General features: G+C 70.1%; 14 protein-coding genes and 5 tRNA genes. 13 read left to right on the top strand and 6 right to left on the bottom strand.

Going from position 1 to position 17978, the window contains the following annotated elements; all coding sequences use genetic code 11:
• Window positions 1-7 precede the first annotated feature (7 nt).
• The 5 genes from ACIRO3_RS00765 to ACIRO3_RS00745 form a co-directional block, all read right to left on the bottom strand.
• Entirely contained in the window at window positions 8-3205 is a 3198-nt protein-coding gene (locus ACIRO3_RS00765) for a nitrate- and nitrite sensing domain-containing protein (protein WP_361771415.1), read from the bottom strand.
• A gap of 292 nt (window positions 3206-3497) precedes the next feature.
• Window positions 3498-4082 (bottom strand): ATP/GTP-binding protein, encoded by a 585-nt coding sequence (locus ACIRO3_RS00760; RefSeq protein ID WP_266573764.1) that lies wholly within the window; start codon window positions 4080-4082, stop codon window positions 3498-3500.
• Window positions 4063-4455 (bottom strand): DUF742 domain-containing protein, encoded by a 393-nt coding sequence (locus ACIRO3_RS00755; RefSeq protein ID WP_329442171.1) that lies wholly within the window; start codon window positions 4453-4455, stop codon window positions 4063-4065. Before ACIRO3_RS00755 ends, ACIRO3_RS00760 begins: the two co-directional genes overlap by 20 nt.
• Before the next feature lie 151 nt (window positions 4456-4606).
• The gene (locus ACIRO3_RS00750) at window positions 4607-5020 is read right to left on the bottom strand and encodes a roadblock/LC7 domain-containing protein (RefSeq protein ID WP_008739864.1); all 414 of its coding nucleotides are present in this window, start codon (window positions 5018-5020) and stop codon (window positions 4607-4609) included.
• Between the two features lie 9 nt (window positions 5021-5029).
• A complete protein-coding gene (locus ACIRO3_RS00745) occupies window positions 5030-8818 on the bottom strand; it encodes a nitrate- and nitrite sensing domain-containing protein (protein WP_404131332.1) in 3789 nt (1262 codons plus the stop codon).
• 578 nt (window positions 8819-9396) lie between these two features.
• On the opposite strand from ACIRO3_RS00745, the gene ACIRO3_RS00740 reads away from it, so the two are divergent.
• From ACIRO3_RS00740 to ACIRO3_RS00700, 9 genes are all read left to right on the top strand, one after another.
• Window positions 9397-9579 carry a hypothetical protein gene (locus tag ACIRO3_RS00740; protein ID WP_053675056.1) on the top strand — a complete coding sequence of 61 codons (183 nt, stop codon included), beginning with the start codon at window positions 9397-9399 and terminating at the stop codon, window positions 9577-9579.
• Between the two features lie 134 nt (window positions 9580-9713).
• Window positions 9714-10520, top strand: a complete 807-nt coding sequence (locus ACIRO3_RS00735) for a fumarylacetoacetate hydrolase family protein (RefSeq protein ID WP_361771417.1) — start codon at window positions 9714-9716, stop codon at window positions 10518-10520.
• A complete protein-coding gene (gene gltX, locus ACIRO3_RS00730) occupies window positions 10513-11988 on the top strand; it encodes a glutamate--tRNA ligase (RefSeq protein ID WP_365997938.1) in 1476 nt (491 codons plus the stop codon). Before ACIRO3_RS00735 ends, gltX begins: the two co-directional genes overlap by 8 nt.
• 90 nt (window positions 11989-12078) lie before the next feature.
• The gene (locus ACIRO3_RS00725; RefSeq protein ID WP_361771419.1) at window positions 12079-12807 is read left to right on the top strand and encodes an HAD family hydrolase; all 729 of its coding nucleotides are present in this window, start codon (window positions 12079-12081) and stop codon (window positions 12805-12807) included.
• 86 nt (window positions 12808-12893) lie between these two features.
• A tRNA-Gln gene (locus tag ACIRO3_RS00720) sits at window positions 12894-12965 on the top strand.
• A gap of 26 nt (window positions 12966-12991) precedes the next feature.
• A tRNA-Glu gene (locus ACIRO3_RS00715) sits at window positions 12992-13064 on the top strand.
• 61 nt (window positions 13065-13125) lie between these two features.
• Window positions 13126-13198 (top strand) — tRNA-Glu (locus ACIRO3_RS00710).
• A 24-nt stretch (window positions 13199-13222) separates the two neighbouring features.
• A tRNA-Gln gene (locus tag ACIRO3_RS00705) sits at window positions 13223-13294 on the top strand.
• A gap of 21 nt (window positions 13295-13315) precedes the next feature.
• Window positions 13316-13388 (top strand) — tRNA-Glu (locus tag ACIRO3_RS00700).
• Window positions 13389-13565: 177 nt separating this feature from the next.
• Here the strand turns inward: ACIRO3_RS00700 and ndgR are convergent.
• On the bottom strand, window positions 13566-14282 hold the full coding sequence (gene ndgR / locus ACIRO3_RS00695; RefSeq protein ID WP_053675064.1) for an IclR family transcriptional regulator NdgR: 717 nt from the start codon (window positions 14280-14282) through the stop codon (window positions 13566-13568).
• Between the two features lie 184 nt (window positions 14283-14466).
• On the opposite strand from ndgR, the gene leuC reads away from it, so the two are divergent.
• The 4 genes from leuC (at window position 14467) to ACIRO3_RS00675 (ending at window position 17675) form a co-directional block, all read left to right on the top strand.
• Window positions 14467-15891: a 3-isopropylmalate dehydratase large subunit gene (gene leuC / locus ACIRO3_RS00690; RefSeq protein WP_404131330.1), complete on the top strand. Its 1425-nt coding sequence runs from the start codon at window positions 14467-14469 to the stop codon at window positions 15889-15891.
• Window positions 15892-15894: 3 nt separating this feature from the next.
• On the top strand, window positions 15895-16488 hold the full coding sequence (leuD, locus tag ACIRO3_RS00685; protein WP_361771421.1) for a 3-isopropylmalate dehydratase small subunit: 594 nt from the start codon (window positions 15895-15897) through the stop codon (window positions 16486-16488).
• A gap of 137 nt (window positions 16489-16625) precedes the next feature.
• Window positions 16626-16853, top strand: coding sequence for a hypothetical protein (locus tag ACIRO3_RS00680; protein WP_267800193.1), 228 nt, complete (start codon window positions 16626-16628; stop codon window positions 16851-16853).
• A 144-nt stretch (window positions 16854-16997) separates the two neighbouring features.
• Window positions 16998-17675: an HU family DNA-binding protein gene (locus ACIRO3_RS00675; RefSeq protein ID WP_361771422.1), complete on the top strand. Its 678-nt coding sequence runs from the start codon at window positions 16998-17000 to the stop codon at window positions 17673-17675.
• The last annotated feature ends 303 nt before the right edge of the window (window positions 17676-17978 follow it).

Raw genomic sequence — 17978 nt, 5'->3', positions numbered from 1 at the left:
GCTCACACTAACGCTCCTGGTCATAGCTGTTACTTGACTGCTCGGAACCCGCGCTGCGTCCCTGTTGGACACCGCGTCGCAGGTTGCTCAACCTGCCACGGACGTCCTCCGGTGCGCGGGAGACCTGGGGGCCGCCCTGCGGGGTCGTCTCCGCAGCACCCTCGACCAGGTTGGCCTTGGGTACCCGCCGAGGGAGACCGGACGGGGTGACCCCGCCCGCCTTCGGCTCACGAAGCTTGGCGGCCTGCTGCCAGCGCTCGTCGTTGTTCGAGCGCCAGGCCTCAGGGCCTTCCTCGTCCGCCTTCGGGGCGGCGGCGGGCTGCTGACGCTGCGGCCGCTGCTCGAAGAGGGATCCGGTGGACTCCGCTTCCTGCTGCGCCGGCTGCCACTGCTGCTGGCTGCCGCGGCGCGGCAGGCCCGCTCCGGTCATCTTGTGACCGGTGTCGGCAGCGGCGCCCGGACGGTCGAAGCCTACGCGTTCCGGGGCCGGTTCGGGAGCGGGCGTGGATTCCGATTGCGTCCCGTAGTCCTGCTGGTAGCCACCAGAATACGTGTTCTGCTCGGGCCACTCCGCCTGCTGGGACTGGGGTTCGAAGCCGCCGTCGTACGACGGGGCGTCCTGCCGCTGGTCCTGGTACTCGGCTTCCGGATAGGCATATCCCTGTTGCGGGTACGCCTCGTAGGACTGCTGGGGCTGCCCGCCCTCGTACCCGGGGGTGTAACCCTGCTCGGGCTGCTGCTCGTACCCCTGGTACGGCTGGTACCCGTGTTCAGGCTGCGGTTCCGGATACTCCTGGGGAGACTGCTCGCCCTGATCGGGGTACTGCTGGTCCTGCGGGTAGCCCACCTGGGCGGCCAACGCCGCCCGGCGCTCCTGCTGGCCCAGGGACCTGCCCACGGGGTCCGCGCCCTGTCCGTCGGCTCCCTGGCCGCCCTGGGCGTCGTAGCGGGAGTCGTCGAAGCCGAGCTCGGCCGCCGTGCGCATCCCCGGAGCCTGCAGGGCCTGCTGCTCGGGAATGATCTGGGAGACCGTGAAGTCGTCGTCCGGTACGCCCTCGCCACCGCCACCGTGGGTGATGGCGTCGGGGAGCATGACCAGCGAGGTGGTGCCGGCCGCCTCGCCCGAGGGGCGCAGCTGGACGCGGATGCTGTGGCGGTCCGCCAGCCGGCCGACCACGAACAGACCCATGCGCTGGGAGATCGCGGCGTCCACGGTCGGCGGGTTGGCCAGCTTGTGGTTGATGTCCGCGAAGTCCTCGGCGGTGAGGCCGATGCCCTTGTCGTGGATCTCGATCATCACGCGGCCGTCGGGCAGACGCGTGGCGTTCACCCGGACCTTGGTCTGCGGGGAGGAGAACGTGGTGGCGTTCTCCAGCAGCTCGGCGAGCAGGTGCACGAGGTCGGTCACGGCCTGGCCGTGGATCTCGGCCTCGGAGACGCCCGACAGCTCGACGCGCTCGTACTGCTCCACCTCGGAGGAGGCGGCGCGCAGCACGTCGACCAGCGGGACCGGCTGGTCCCAGCGGCGGCCCGGCTCCTCGCCCGCGAGGATGAGGAGGTTCTCGCCGTTGCGTCGCATACGGGTGGCCAGGTGGTCCAGGCGGAAGAGGTTCTCCAGCTGGTCCGGGTCGGCCTCGTTGTTCTCCAGGTCGGTGATGAGGGTCAACTGGCCCTCGATCAACGACTGGTTGCGCATGGAGAGGTTCGTGAAGATCGCGTTGACGTTCCCTCGCAGGAGCGCCTGCTCCGCGGCGAGCCGGACCGCTTCCCGGTGGACCTGGTCGAAGGCGCGCGCGACCTCGCCGATCTCGTCCCGGGAGTCGATCGGGATCGGCAGCACCCGGGTGTCGACCTTGCCCGGATCGGTGCGCGACAGCTGGTCGACGAGCATCGGCAGGCGCTGCTCGGCGATGTCGAAGGCGGAGGTGCGCAGGCGCAGCATCGCGCGGCCCATCTGGCGGGCCATCATGCCGGCCAGGATGAAGGCGGCGAGCAGGGCCACGACCACGATGGCGCCGGTCAGGATGGCGTCGTTGCGGGACTCGTCGGAGACGGTGACCGCGTCCTGCACGGCCTTGTCGAGGAGTTCCTTCTCGATCTCGGCGTAGCCGTCGAACTTGGCGGTGGCGGCGGCCTGCCAGGCCTGGGCCGTCGTGCCGTTCTGGGCGAGGCGGGTGTTCTTCTCGCCGGAGGCTATCGCCTCGGTCATGCCGGTGAGCACGGAGCCGTTGACCACGGGCGGGGTCTTGAAGGTGGTGCCGGCCTGCTCCGCGGCCTGCTTGGCCGCCGCGAGCTTCTGGGCGCCCTCCTGGGACTTCTGACCCATCACGTCGCGCAGCCGGTTGGTGTCCGCGTCGGTGCCGGCCGCGACGTACTCGCCGATGGCGATTTCCTCGAGGTAGGCGTACGAGGAGAAGGCGACGAGCTGGGACTTGCGGATGTCCTCGCTCTCGCTCGGCCGGACCAGCAGGTGCGTGCCGACGGAGCGCTGGAGCGAGTTCGCGGCCTTGGCCAGCTCGATCGCGTAGACCATGCGGCCGTAGCTGGTCACGTTGCCGGTGCCCAGGCCGAGTTCGTTGGAGAACTGCATCAGGTAGTGCTGGACCAGCACGTACCCCTCTTCGGTGGGGATGGGGCCCAGCGCGTTGGGGAGGTTCTTCTTCGCCGACTCGGGCGCCGCGAGATAGGCCGTCTTGCGGACCTGCTCGAGCTTGGGCTCCTCCTGGCGGAAGAGTTCCAGGCGGCGTTCCAGGCCCTGGTTCTTCGGGAGGTCCTTCGCGGCGTCCGCGAACTTGGCCTTGGCCGCGTCCGTGGCCGCGTACGCCTTCGTGACGACGTCGCTTCCCCGGTCGCCCCGCAGCAAGGGCTGGGCGGTCAGGTCGCGCTCGTTGAGGAGCGCCTGGCCGTATTCGGAGGCCGCCTGGACGATGCGCGCGGTCTTCTCCGCGTCCTTGGCCTCGTTCCAGCTGTCGACGGAGCCCTTCACCTGGAAGCCGCCCATGACCAGTCCGACGAGGACGGGTACGAGGAGGATGGCGTTCAGTCGGGTCGGCACGCGCCAGTTGCGGGGCGAGAACCTGCTGGTGCTGCCGCTGCTCGCGGGTGGGTCAACGGGCACGTCGACGGGCGACGCGGCCGCTCGCGGCGGCGGGGTGAAGTTGCCGCGCGCGGGTTCATCCGCGGGGCTCGAGTTGCTTCGCCTCACTCGACCAACAACCTCTCGGCGGTGCTACTAGCTAGTTCGTTGAATTCCAGCACGGTTAACGGCCGTGTTCCAAACAGTTGAAATCGGCCATTCCCAGAGCCTTATGCCCCACATAAATCGGACATAAAGAGCGAGCGGCTGCAAATGCGGGGCCAGTTGTGAGCACAGCGGCACCGGGTGACCGCACCCTGTGCCCGGCCGGCCGCAATTCTCTGTCGAAACGTTATGAACGAGAAGGGCGGGCCGTGTCGTATGACACAACCCGCCCTCCCGCGCGGCCATGGTTTCCGTGCTACTTGAGCCGCGCCATCAGCGCGTGCTCGACGAGCGTGATGAGCGCGCTCTTGGCGTCCGCGCGGTGGCGGGCGTCGGTGGTGATGATGGGCGCGTCCGGTCCGATCTGCAGGGCCTCGCGGACCTCCTCCGGCGTGTACGGCTGGTGCCCCTCGAAGCCGTTGAGCGCCACGACGAACGGCAGGCCGCTGTTCTCGAAGTAGTCGACGGCGGGGAAGCAGTCCGCGAGCCGGCGGGTGTCGACCAGGACGATCGCGCCGATGGCGCCGCGCACCAGGTCGTCCCACATGAACCAGAAGCGGTCCTGACCCGGCGTGCCGAACAGGTACAGGATCAGGTCCTGGTCCAGGGTGATGCGGCCGAAGTCCATGGCGACCGTGGTGGTCGTCTTGTCCCCGGTGTGGGTCAGATCGTCGATGCCCGCGCTCGCGGACGTCATGACGGCCTCGGTGCGCAGCGGGTTGATCTCGGAGACCGCGCCGACGAACGTGGTCTTGCCCACGCCGAAGCCGCCGGCCACCACGATCTTCGCGGAGGTGGTGGAGCGAGGAGCCGCTCCACCGTCAGAGCTTGCGAAGTCCACTGAGAACCCTCTCGAGCAGCGTTACATCCGGCGTTCCGCCGGCCTCTCCATTGCCCGGCTGGTGGATGGCCACCATTCCGGCCTCCGCCAGGTCGGCGACGAGGATCCGGGCGACACCGAGCGGCATCGACAGAAGTGCGGAGACCTCCGCGACCGACTTCACCTCACGGCACAGCGTGCAGATGCGCTGGTGCTCCGGCAGCAGGCTGGAGAGGTGCATCGGATCGGCCGTGGTGCTGACCAGCGCCTCGATGGCGAGCTGGTAGCGCGGCCGGGTCCGGCCACCGGTCATCGCGTACGGACGTACCAGCGGCTGGTCGCCTTCCGAGTACGAATCTCCGTACGCATCGGGGTAGGCGGGGGGCGGGGTCATTGATCCTCCGGGCTGGACAGCAGTGGTCAGCGTGCCGTCTGACAGGGCGGCCGGTGGGGGGACGTGATGACGGCCTGTCGGGGGTACTGGATTCCGGGGCGCGGGCCCCGGGCTCCCGGCCGGAAGTACCGTCCGACCGGGAGTCTGGCAGTCAGATGAGCAGGCTTCCCTGCAGCTCCGCGCGCAGGTCCGGGGTGAGGACGCTGCCGGCGCGGTCCACGAGGAGGGCCATCTCGTAGCCCACGAGGCCGATGTCGCACTCGGGGTGCGCGAGAACGGCCAGCGAGGATCCGTCGGAGACGGACATGAGGAAGAGGAATCCCCGGTCCATCTCCACGACCGTCTGGTTGACGGCGCCGCCCTCGAAGATGCGGGAGGCGCCGGCGGTCAGCGACGTCAGACCGGAGGCGACGGCCGCCAGCTGATCGGCGCGGTCACGCGGGAAACCTTCCGACATCGCCAGAAGGAGTCCGTCGGCGGAGACCACCACGGTGTGGGACACCCCAGGGGTGTTGTCCACGAAGTTGGTGATCAACCAGTTCAGGTTCTGTGCCGCCTGGCTCATCGAACTCAACTATCGCTCCTGCTGGTAAGTGGGGTCGACGTGGTAACTGCCGGTCGCGGGGCCGGTGGTGCCGGCCTGACGCCCCTGCTGGATACCGCGGCGGAGGTTGGTGAGACGGCCTCGGACGTCGTCCGGGGCACGCGATACCTGCGGGCCTGCCTGTGCTTCGGCCTGCTGCTGCGCCGTGCCGGCCACGAGGTTCGCTCGCGGTACGCGACGGGGCAGCCCCGAGGTGGTGATGCCGCCCGCGGCGGGCTGGCGCACGCGCTCGGCCTGCCGCATCAGCTCGTCGTTCGGCGAGGAACGCCAGCTGACGGTCGGCATGGCGCCGGTCGCGGCGGCGTCGGCCGCCGGCTCCTGGCCCCGCTGCGGCAGCTGGGGCTGCGGACGCTGCGGAGCCGGCGCGGACGGGGCGCCCTGCTGCGGCTGCTGGGGTACGGCCGGTCCCTGCCCGGCGGGCTCCTCGCCCTCCTGACGGAACCAGTTCGACTCCAGCGTGTCGAAGATCGGGCTGCGCGCCTCGCCCTGGTTCCGGGCCGGCGGCAGCGCCTCCGGCTGCGGAGCCTGCGGCAGGCTCGGGGCCTCCGGGCGCGGAGCGGGTACCGGCGCGGGGGCGGCCGGGTAGCCGGCGCCCTGCTGCGGGGCCTGGTGCCGACGGCTGTAGCCGCCCACGCCGGGGCCGCCGGTGCGCGGCGCCTGGACGTCCGGGCGGGCGAACTGGCCGGTGGTCGAGGCCGGGCCGCCGAGGTCGGCGGGACCGCGCGTCTGCGGCCGCTCGAACTGTCCGGTGGTGGACGGGTCCAGGGGACCGCGTACGTCGGGACGCTCGAACTGGCCGGTGGTGCTGTTGGCGGGGTTGCCGCCGGTGGCCTGCGGGAAGGGGGCGTTGTAGTCCGGGCGGGCGAACTCGGCCGTCGCGCCGGGGCCCGACAGCTCGTCGTGACCGCGCGGGACCTCCTGGCCACCCTGGCCGGCGCCCCAACTGGTGCCCTGCGGGATCCCGGTGGGCGAGGTGCCGGCGCCCGGGAGCTCCGGACGCGGCGCGCCACCGCGCGGCGGCAGCTGCGGCCGCTGGCGCTGGACCGGCGCCGGGGCGGCGGGCTGCTGCGACTGCTGCTGCGGAGCCTGCTGGGGCTGCGGCTGCTGCGGACGCTCGAACCCGTTGCCCTGCGGGAAGGCGGAGGGGGTCTGACCCGGACGGCCCTGCGGGCCACCGGTCGTGGCGCCGGGCGTGCGCCCGGGCAGCGGGGCGGGGCCGCCGAAGGGGCCGCCCTGGCCGTTGGGGGCGCCGGGACCGGCCTGCGGACGGGCCGCCGGCCCACCCTGCTGCGGACGGGTGCCGGGGCCGCCCTGGGGCGCCTGACCCGGACCCTGCGCACGCTGCTGCGGACCCGGACCGGCGTTGCCGTCACGTCCCGGCAGCGCGGGACGCTGCCCGCCGCCGGCGACCTGGCCGCGCTGCTGGCCGGCGCCCACCGGGGGACGGGCGTTCCCACCGGGAACGGAACCCTGGCCGCCGGGGCCGCCCTGCGGACCACCCTGGGCGCCGGAGCCCCCGGGGCCGCCCTGACCGGGCATCGGAGCCGGCTTCTTGCCGCCCTGGGCGACGTCGACCGGCAGCATGACGAGGGCCGTCGTACCGCCCGAGTCGGAGGGGCGCAGCTGGATGCGGATGCCGTGTCGCAGGGACAGGCGGCCGACCACGAACAGACCCATGCGGCGGGAGACGGAGACGTCCACGGTCGGCGGCGACGCGAGCCGCTCGTTGATCGCGGCGAGGTCCTCGGGGGAGAGGCCGATACCGGTGTCGTGGATCTCGACGAGCACCCGACCGTCGGGCAGCGCGTGACCGGTGACCTTGACCTTCGTCTGCGGGGAGGAGAACGACGTGGCGTTCTCCAGCAGCTCGGCGAGGAGGTGCACGAGGTCGTTGACGACGCGGCCGGCGACGTCGGTGCCGGGCACCGACGAGAGTTCGATGCGCTCGTACTGCTCCACCTCGGACGCCGCGGCGCGGAGCACGTCGACGAGCGGGACGGGGCGGGTCCACCGGCGGCCCGGCTCCTCGCCCGCGAGGACGAGGAGGTTCTCGCCGTTACGGCGCATGCGGGTCGCGAGGTGGTCGAGCTTGAAGAGCGAGGACAGCTGGTCCGGGTCGGCCTCGCGGGACTCCAGCTCGGAGATGAGCGAGAGCTGACGCTGGATGAGGCCCTGCGAGCGGCGCGAAAGGTTGGTGAACATCGCGTTGACGTTGCCCCGGAGGAGGGCCTGCTCCGCGGCGAGTCGGACGGCCTCGCGGTGCACGTCGTCGAAGGCCGCGGCCACCTGGCCGATCTCGTCGCGGGTGTGCAGACCGACCGACTCCACGGACGTGTCCACGTCCTGCGGGTCGGACTCGGAGAGCTGCTTGACGAGCTCGGGCAGTCGGTCCTGGGCGACCCGGGTGGCGGTGTCCTGCAGACGGCGCAGCGACCGGATCATGGACCGGGCCATGACGAAGGCGCCGACGAGCGAGACACCGAGGACGAGGAGGATCAGGGCACCGTTGATGATGGCGTCCTGCTGCGACTCGTTCCTGAGCTCGCGGGCCTTCTGCTCCATGTCCTCCAGGAGCGACAGCTCGATGGTCTTCATGGCCTGGAGCTTGGTGCCGTCGGCGTCGTACCAGTCCATCCAGGAGCGGTACTGCTGCTCCTTGGCGAACTGCCCCTCGGTGGACAGCACGCGGCGGGTGTAGTGGTCCGCCTTGCTGATCTCCGGGTTGCCGTCGCCGAGGGAGGCGGTGAGCTCCTCGGACCTGCCCTGGTAGACGAGTTCGAAGGTCTTCTTCGACTGGCTCTCGCCGCGGAGCGCGGAGAGCGCGTACAGGCGGTCGTTCTCCTTGAGGGCGCCGGTCGTGGCCCCGCTCTCGGGGAGCGACGCGGCGATGATCGCGCGCTGGATCGAGGCGTACTCCTTGGCGGAGGAGAAGGACGCCAGGGCGCGCGTGCGCTTGATCATCTCGGGGTTGGACGTGGCCTGGGCCATGTCCTGCGAGAGGGACAGGAGCGAGACGATCAGCGCGTTGTACTCGGTGACGGTCTGCTGGGCGCCGTTGTCGTACGCCTTCTTGCGGATGTCCTCGATGCCGGTGAGCTGGCGGCCGATCTGCAGGATGTTGTTGCGGATCGACTTGAGGGTCTCGTCCTTGTCCTCCGTGAGGCTGACCTTGTCGGTCGCCGCGGCGAAGGCCGCGGCGGCGGCGTCGGTCTGGTCACGGACGCCCTGCACGAGGGAGTTGGGCTTGCCGGTGGCGCCCTTGGCGGGATCCTTGGCGGCCACCGACAGCGGACCCGCCGACTTGTCCCGCTCCTCCTGGAGCATGGCGGCCAGGTTGGTGGCCTGCCGGGTCATGGTCGTCAGCAGCTGCATGTGGTCGAGCTGCGCGATGTCGTTGAGCGAGTCGTTGATGCGGAAGCCACCGAGCGTGGTGGCGGCGACGACCGGCAGGGTCAGCAGCGACACGAGTCGCGTGCTGATGCGCCAGTTCTGCAGGGCGAGACGGGAACCGGACCCCGTGGGGGCCTTCGGTATCGCCACGTCCTGCCCGGCGGCCGACTCGCTCTTGCCCTTCGCCTTGGCCAAGCCCTTGGGCTTCGCGCGACCCTTCGCCTTCACCGTGGCGGAGGCGTCGGAGCTCGCACCCTCGACAGCCGGCCCGCGGTTCTGGGCGTGCTGGGGCGAGGAGCCACGGTCGGTCCCGCCGCGCGGCTCCTGCTCCGCCGCAGCGCTGCCATCCCTCTTGAATCGTCCCTGCACTAGCGTCGCAACCTCTGGACCAGGCGTCCCGCCGGGTGACCGGTGGGACGGTGTCGAGTCGTGGGGCACTGACGGCCCCATGGTGGTCGTCGGTGACCGGCGCGTCTCCCTCTCCTTGCCACCGCGCTCGGCGCTGAGTCGCGCCACCTGCGCGCCGGCTGATTCCCGCGGCGGTCCCGCGAATTCCAGCACAGTGGAGGATCTCCAACAAGGTGCGCGCGTCGGGTCGGCGAGCCGCTCACGGCACGTGACGGGAGCGCTACCCGATGTGGTACCGGTACCGGGAAAAACCGGACTTACGCCGACCAAACACCGTGGCCGGCAAGGTGTCCCAGTCCTGATGATCAGGAGCGGAATGCCGCATTCAGTGGCGCAATGTCCGTTTCGCGGCACGGAATTGACTGCCCGTTATGACCGGAATGCCAGGTCATGGGTGAGCAAACTCACATAGCCGTGGCCATTACTTCCCGGTTCAGCCGGGGATTCAGATGTTTAGCCTTGCCCTTTGCAGGGTTGGCGCCAGGGTTGGCGCGTCCGACAACCATCACCCCACGAGCGAGCCGAGGCCCCGAACTCCGATGAAGACGACGATGCTGATCCGCAACATAGCCAACCCCCGCCGCACCACCCTCGCGCACCTCAAGGACGCCGAGGAGCTGCAGGTGCCGCCGGTCGCGGAACACGCCGTCGAGCTCCCGGCCCAGACCGCGAACCCGCGGCGCACGATCCTGATGGACGCGCCGGTCGCCGCCGCGCAGTAGCCGCGGACGAAGGGCGGCGGTCGCGCACGAACGGCGGCGGTCGCGGACAAAGAAGCGGGGCCCCGCTGCCTGCCGCGTTAGCCTGGAGTCCGCAGATTCCAGCAGGCCGGCAGACAGAGGGGCAGACGCAGCACGTGCGCATCGCCAGGTTCTCGATCGATGGAAACGTCGCGTTCGGCGCGGTCGAGGGCAGCACCGCCCCCGGCGACGAATCGACGCTCGTCCTCGACATCATCAAGGGCATCCCGTTCGCGGACTTCGAGCTGTCCGGGGTCAAGGTCCCGCTCGCCAAGGTCCGCTTGCTGCCGCCCGTGCTCCCGAACAAGGTCGTGGCCATCGGCCGCAACTACGCGGAGCACGCGGCGGAGCTCGGCCACTCCCTCGTGGACGCCGACGGCCGCCCGGAAGCCCCCATCACCTTCTTCAAGCCCTCCACCTCGGTGGTCGGCTCGGGGGACCCGATCACGTACCCCTCCTTCTCCGAGGAACTCCACCACGAGGCGGAGCTCGCCGTGGTGATCGGCCGCATGTGCCGGGAGGTCCCCAGGGAACGCGTCAAGGACGTGATCCTCGGCTACACCTGCGCCAACGACGTCACCGCGCGCGACGTGCAGCGACGCGAGAAGCAATGGGCCCGGGCCAAGGGCTTCGACAGCTCCTGCCCGCTCGGCCCCTGGATCGAGACCGATCTGGACCCGACCGACCTGACCATCCAGTGCACCGTGAACGGCGAACAACGCCAGCTCGGCCGCACCGGCGACATGGTCCGCTCCATCGAGGACCTGGTCGTGCACATCACCGAGGCCATGACACTGCTCCCGGGCGACGTCATCCTCACGGGGACCCCGGCCGGAGTCGGCCCCCTCAACGTCGGCGACGAGGTCGCCGTCACCATCGAAGGCATCGGCACTCTCACCAACAAGGTGATCAAGCGTGGCTAACGCGACCCCCCGCGTACGTTTCTGTCCCTCCCCGACCGGCAACCCCCACGTGGGCCTGGTCCGGACGGCCCTCTTCAACTGGGCGTTCGCCCGCCACCACGGCGGCACGTTCGTCTTCCGCATCGAGGACACCGACGCGGCGCGCGACTCCGAGGAGTCGTACGTCCAGCTGCTCGACTCGCTGCGCTGGCTCGGCTTCACCTGGGACGAGGGCCCCGAGGTCGGCGGCCCGCACGCCCCGTACCGACAGTCCCAGCGCATGGACATCTACGCGGACGTCGCGAAGAAGCTCCAGGACGGCGGCCACGCCTACCGCTGCTACTGCACCACCGAGGAGCTGGACCAGCGCCGCGACGCCGCCCGCGCGGCCGGCAAGCCGTCCGGTTACGACGGCCACTGCCGCGATCTCGGCGCCGAGCAGGTGGCCGCGTACGAGGCCGAGGGCCGCACCTCGATCGTCCGCTTCCGGATGCCCGACGAGACGATCACCTTCACGGACCTGGTCCGCGGCGAGATCTCCGTCACCCCCGAGAACGTGCCGGACTTCGGCATCGTCCGGGCCAACGGCGCCCCGCTGTACACCCTGGTCAACCCGGTCGACGACGCGCTGATGGAGATCACGCACGTGCTCCGCGGCGAGGACCTGCTGTCCTCCACCCCGCGCCAGATCGCGCTGTACCGGGCGCTGATCGAGCTGGGCGTCGCCAAGGCCGTCCCGGAGTTCGGCCACCTGCCGTACGTCATGGGCGAGGGCAACAAGAAGCTCTCCAAGCGCGACCCGGAGTCCTCGCTCAACCTGTACCGCGAGCGCGGCTTCCTCCCCGAGGGCCTGCTGAACTACCTCTCGCTCCTGGGCTGGTCCTTCTCCAAGGACCAGGACATCTTCTCGATCGAGGAGATGGTCGCGAAGTTCGACATCCCCGACGTCAACGCCAACCCGGCGCGCTTCGACCTCAAGAAGGCCGAGTCGATCAACGCCGACCACATCCGGCTGCTCGACCCGAAGGCCTTCGCGGACGCCTGCGCCCCCTGGCTCAAGGCCCCGCACGCCAACTGGGCCCCCGAGGACTTCGACACCGAGGCCTGGGAGCGCATCGCGCCGTACGCCCAGACCCGGGTGACCGTGCTGTCGGACATCACGGCCAACGTCGACTTCCTGTTCCGCAAGGAGCCCGTCGAGGACCAGGCGTCGTGGGACAAGGCGATGAAGGGCGAGCCCGCGGCCCTGCTGACGACCGCCCGCGCCAACCTGGAGACGGCCGACTGGAGCGACCCCGAGTCCCTCAAGCAGGCCGTGCTGACCGCGGGCGAGACCCACGGCCTCAAGCTCGGCAAGGCCCAGGCCCCGGTCCGCGTCGCCGTCACCGGCCGCACGGTGGGCCTGCCGCTCTTCGAGTCGCTGGAGATCCTGGGCAAGGAGCGTTCGCTGGCCCGCATCGACGCGGCGCTGGCCAGGCTCGCCGCGTAGCCACCGCCGCCGCACCATCCGTACGTCCCCCGGGGGCGGCAGTCGCGAAAGGCTGCCGCCCCCGGGGCGTTTCGGCGTAGCCTCGGCGGTATGCCGATCCGTGCCGTGCTGTGGGACATCGACGACACCCTCTTCGACTACACCGGCGCGGACACGGCCGGCCTCGCGGCGCACCTCGTCGACGAGGGACTGGAGGCCCGTCACGGCTCGCCGGCCGAGGCGCTCGCGCTGTGGCGCCGTCTCACGCTGCGGCACTGGGACCGCTTCGCCGCGGGGCGGGTGACCTTCCAGGGGCAGCGACAGGACCGGGTGCGGGACTTCCTGGAGCGTCCCGGCATGAGCGGGACCGAGGCGGACGACTGGTTCGACCGGTACGTCGCCCACTACCGGGCCGCCTGGACCCTCTTCCCCGACGCCGTGCCCGCGCTGGACGCCCTCGCGGACCGCTACCGGCACGGCGTGCTCTCCAACTCCTCGTTCGCCAACCAGGATCCCAAGCTGCGCCGGCTCGGCCTGCGCGAACGCTTCGAGGTGCTGGTCTGCGCCGCCGAACTGGGCGTGAGCAAACCCGCCGCCGAGGCCTTCCTGCGGGCCTGCGAGGCGCTCGGACTGCCGCCGGGCGAGGTCGCCTACGTGGGGGACCAGCCGGAGATCGACGCCCGCGGCGCCCGCGACGCGGGCCTCACGGCCGTGTGGCTCGACCGCCGCGGCGACCTCGGCCCGGGGCCCGAGGGAGTACACAGGATCGACGGACTCGGGCGGCTGCCCGCGCTGCTGGCCACGGATACCCGTTTTGGAGCACGGTCAGCCATCCGGTAATGTTCTTTCTGCGCCGCCCGAGCGGGCCGAAAGGCCGGGACGGGGACGCTAACCAAACGAAAGTGCCGCAAGGCCTTGAGTTTTGGTGGGCTATAGTGTAATTGGCAACACGAGGGTTTCTGGTTCCCTTATTCTAGGTTCGAGTCCTGGTAGCCCAGCGCAGTACAGAAGTAACGCAGTGCTTGCCCCCGTTGTGTAGCGGCCTAGCACGCCGCCCTCTCAAGGCGGTAGCGCCGGTTCGAATCCGGTCGGGGGTACAGATCCTTCCCGCGAGATCTCCAGGGTCGCACCCGGATGTTTTGATGCAGGATCGCTAGGGCCCCCGTTGTGTAGCGGCCTAGCACGCCGCCCTCTCAAGGCGGTAGCGCCGGTTCGAATCCGGTCGGGGGTACTGTGTCTAGCTGGTCTAGACCTTTGGGCTATAGTGTAATTGGCAACACGAGAGTTTCTGGTTCTCTTATTCTAGGTTCGAGTCCTGGTAGCCCAGCGCAGCACCGATCAACAGCTGGCCCCCGTTGTGTAGCGGCCTAGCACGCCGCCCTCTCAAGGCGGTAGCGCCGGTTCGAATCCGGTCGGGGGTACGCAACGAAGAGGCCCTCCGCGTTCATCGCGGAGGGCCTCTTCTTCATGTCCGGTCTTTTTTCCCGTGCCCGGCGCCGGGCCGCCTCATGAGTGCGGGCCCGGAGGCGCGTGTACAGGACGTGTGCGGCGTCGTACGCGCCCCCGGACCCGGGGGAGTGGGGGAGGTCGGAAGGTGATCAGCCGGTCCGGCGCAAGGCTTCCGACAGGCGGGCGGCCGCGTCGATGACGGCCTGGGCGTGCATCCGCCCCGGGTGCCGGGTCAGGCGCTCGATCGGTCCGGAGACCGAGACCGACGCGACCACCCGGTTCGAGGGCCCGCGCACCGGCGCCGACACGGAGGCCACGCCGGGCTCCCGTTCGCCGATCGACTGCGCCCAGCCGCGGCGCCGTACGCCCGAGAGCGCCGTCGCCGTGAAGCGCGCGCCCTGCAGCCCGCGGTGGAGCCGCTCGGGCTCCTCCCAGGCCATCAGGATCTGCGCCGCCGAACCGGCCTTCATCGGGAGCGTGGAGCCCACCGGGACGGTGTCCCGCAGGCCCGACAGCCGCTCGGCCGCCGCCACACAGATGCGCATGTCGCCCTGACGCCGGTAGAGCTGCGCGCTCTCCCCGGTCACGTCACGGAGGTGGGTGAGCACCGGTCCGGCCGTCGCGAGCAGGCGGTCCTCGCCGGCCGCGGCGGCAAGCTCTGCCAACCGCGGACCGAGGATGAAACGTCCCTGCATGTCCCTCGCCACCATCCGGTGGTGTTCCAGTGCCACGGCAAGGCGATGTGCCGTGGGTCGTGCGAGCCCTGTCGCCGCGACCAGCCCGGCGAGGGTGGCCGGACCGGACTCCAGTGCGCTCAATACCAGAGCTGCCTTGTCGAGAACGCCGACGCCGCTAGAGTTGTCCATGAAACGATATTCGCGTCTCACACTGTGAAACGCAAGTTCAATTTTTCCAAGAACCAGCGAGTCTGTATGTGCGGGTCCACGAACCACTGGGTCCGAGCCTCGGTCCGGCGCGTGGGGTACGGACGATCAGGCGCACCGGATCTCTAATAAGCGCCGGCACAACCGGCCGGCCGGAGGGAAAGCGATGGGTAGGACACTCGCGGAGAAGGTCTGGGACGACCATGTCGTCCGGCGCGCGGAGGGCGAGCCCGATCTGCTCTTCATCGATCTGCACCTCCTGCACGAGGTGACCAGCCCCCAGGCGTTCGAGGGCCTGCGGCAGGCCGACCGCAAGGTCCGCCGCCTCGACCTCACCATCGCGACCGAGGACCACAACACCCCCACGATCGACATCGACAAGCCGATCGCGGACCCGGTCTCGCGGGCCCAGCTGGAGACGCTGCGCAAGAACTGCGCCGAGTTCGGCGTGCGCCTGCACTCGCTGGGCGACGTGGAGCAGGGCGTCGTCCACGTCGTGGGACCGCAGCTGGGCCTGACCCAGCCGGGCACCACCGTGGTCTGCGGCGACTCCCACACCTCCACCCACGGCGCCTTCGGCGCGCTGGCCTTCGGCATCGGCACCAGCCAGGTCGAGCACGTGCTCGCCACCCAGACGCTGCCGCTGGCCCGCCCGAAGACGATGGCGATCACCGTCACCGGCGCGCTGGCCGAGGGCGTCACGGCGAAGGACCTGATCCTGGCGATCATCGCCAGGATCGGTACCGGCGGCGGCCAGGGCTACATCCTGGAATACCGCGGCGAGGCCATCGAGAAGCTGTCGATGGAAGGCCGGATGACCATCTGCAACATGTCGATCGAGGCCGGCGCCCGCGCGGGAATGATCGCCCCGGACCGGACCACCTTCGACTACCTGGAGGGTCGCGACCACGCCCCCCGGGGCGAGGAGTGGGACGCGGCCGTCGCGTACTGGCGGACCCTGCGCACCGACGACGACGCGGTCTTCGACGCGGAGGTCGTCATCGACGGCACCGCACTGTCCCCGTTCGTCACCTGGGGCACCAACCCGGGCCAGGGCGCGCCGCTGTCCGCGCACGTCCCCGACCCTGCTTCGTACGAGGACGCTTCGGAGCGCCACGCCGCCGAAAAGGCCCTGGAATACATGGGGTTGACCGCGGGGCAGCCGCTGCGCGACATCAACGTCGACACCGTCTTCGTAGGTTCGTGCACCAACGGCCGCATCGAGGACCTGCGCGCCGTCGCCGGCATCATCGAGGGCCGCAAAGTCGCCGAGGGCGTACGGATGCTGGTCGTTCCGGGCTCGGTCCGGGTCGCCCTCCAGGCCGTCGAAGAGGGTCTGGACAAGGTCTTCAAGGAGGCCGGCGCCGAATGGCGGCACGCGGGCTGCTCGATGTGTCTGGGCATGAACCCCGACCAACTGGCGCCCGGTGAGCGCTCCGCGTCCACCTCCAACCGCAACTTCGAGGGCCGGCAGGGCAAGGGCGGACGGACCCACCTGGTCTCCCCGCAGGTGGCCGCGGCCACCGCCGTGCTGGGCCATCTGGCCTCGCCCGCCGACCTGTCCGCCGCCGACGCGACCGCCGGAGTCTGAACCATGGAAGCCTTCACCACCCACACCGGACGGGCCGTCCCGCTGCGCCGCAGCAACGTCGACACCGACCAGATCATCCCGGCCCACTGGCTGAAGAAGATCACCCGCGACGGGTTCGAGGACGGGCTGTTCGAGGCCTGGCGCAAGGACCCGGAGTTCGTCACGAACCGCCCGGAGCGCGCCGGCGCGACCGTGCTGGTCGCGGGACCCGACTTCGGTACCGGTTCCTCGCGCGAGCACGCCGTCTGGGCCCTGCAGAACTTCGGCTTCAAGACGGTCATCTCCTCCCGCTTCGCCGACATCTTCCGCGGCAACTCGCTGAAGAACGGCCTGCTGACCGTGGTCCTGCCGCAGGAGACCGTCGAGCGGCTCTGGCAGCTCACCGAGGCGGACCCCGATGCCGAGATCACGGTCGACCTGGTCGACCGCCAGGTCCGAGCCGAGGGCGTCGAGGCCGAGTTCGAACTCGACGACAACGCCCGCTGGCGTCTGCTGGAGGGGCTGGACGACATCTCGCTCACCCTTCAGAACGAAGCGGACATCGCCACGTACGAAAGCACCCGGCCGGGCCACAAGCCCCGCACGATTCGCGTCTGATTCCAGCCTGATCAGCGCTTATTCGCCTTCGGGTGATCACATCGACAACACTGTGCCCCTCGCCCTCCGGCGGGGGGCACAGCCGTGTGTTGAGGCCCCGTGAGGCGACAACTCGCCCCAGATGGCACAATCTGTGCATGGAACGCGACAGTCAACTTGAGCTCTACGAACTCGTCGCGGACCGATTGAAAGAAGCACACACAAGGGTGCGCACACTGCAAGTCCCGGAGGGCGTAAGGATGGCGCTGTCCCGGAAGCTGTTGGTCGTCACGGCCGCGTCGAAGCACGATCTCGCCGATGCGGCAAGGCGCCTGGACAGGTTGATGAAGGACCTCGACGAGGGTCGATTCCCTGAAGGCGACTGATGCGAAGGAACTCCGTAACGGCCTACAACGTTGCGGCACTAGGGTGATTAGCCCGTTTCGTGTTTGATTTGCGGTATATATCCGCCTAACGTGCGAAATAAGCTTGAACACATTCGTTCTGGCGAAGTCTCCGAAGGGGAAGACGTGAACAAGGCGCAGCTCGTAGAAGCGATTGCCGACAAGCTGGGCGGCCGTCAGCAGGCCGCGGACGCTGTCGACGCGGTACTGGACGCGATGGTCCGCGCCGTGGTCGCGGGCGACCGGGTCTCGGTCACGGGCTTCGGCTCGTTCGAGAAGGTCGACCGCCCCGCCCGTTACGCCCGCAACCCGCAGACGGGTGAGCGCGTCCGGGTCAAGAAGACCTCGGTTCCCCGATTCCGAGCTGGCCAGGGCTTCAAGGACCTGGTCAGCGGCACGAAGAAGCTCCCCAAGGGCGACGAGGTGGCCGTGAAGAAGGCCCCCAAGGGCAGCCTGTCCGGCGGCGCTTCCGCCACGGTCAAGAAGGCCGCGGCCAAGAGGGCGACCACCGCCAAGAAGGCCGCCGCGAAGACCACGGTCGCGAAGAAGGCGACCGCGAAGAAGACCACGGCCAAGAAGGCCACGGCGACCGTCAAGAAGACGGCCGCGAAGAAGTCCACCCCGGCGGCGGCCAAGAAGGCGACCACGGTCAAGAAGGCCACTCCGGCGGCCAAGAAGACCACCGCCACCGCCAAGAAGACCGCTCCGGCGGCCAAGAAGGCGACCGCGAAGACGACCGCGCCCGCCAAGAAGACGGCGACGCGCAAGGCCACCGCGAAGAAGACGACCGCCCGCAAGAAGTAGGGGCGGGAGTCACACACGCCGGGCCGGCTTCCCCCGCGGGGGGAAGCCGGCCCGCGGTGCTGTCCGGAGGGGGGAAGTCCCGTCGGGGACGGGCGCGGAGGCGACCGGGGCGGACCTCAGAAGGTCTGGAGCGTGATCAGGGTGATCCGCAGCGTCCCGCCCTCGCCGTCCGTCTCGATGCGCACCCGCTGCCCGGGACGCAGCAGCCGCAGGCCGCCCGCGTCGAAGGCCGGGGCTTCGAAGGACACCGGGGTGCCGTCGTCCAGCAGCACGCTGCCACTGCGGGTCTGGGAGTCGTACGTG

The sequence above is a fragment of the Streptomyces sp. NPDC102278 genome (assembly GCF_044766345.1).
In the GTDB taxonomy this organism is placed as follows: domain Bacteria; phylum Actinomycetota; class Actinomycetes; order Streptomycetales; family Streptomycetaceae; genus Streptomyces.
Note: the sequence above shows the minus strand (reverse complement) of the source record. Positions and strands in the feature narration are given on the sequence as shown.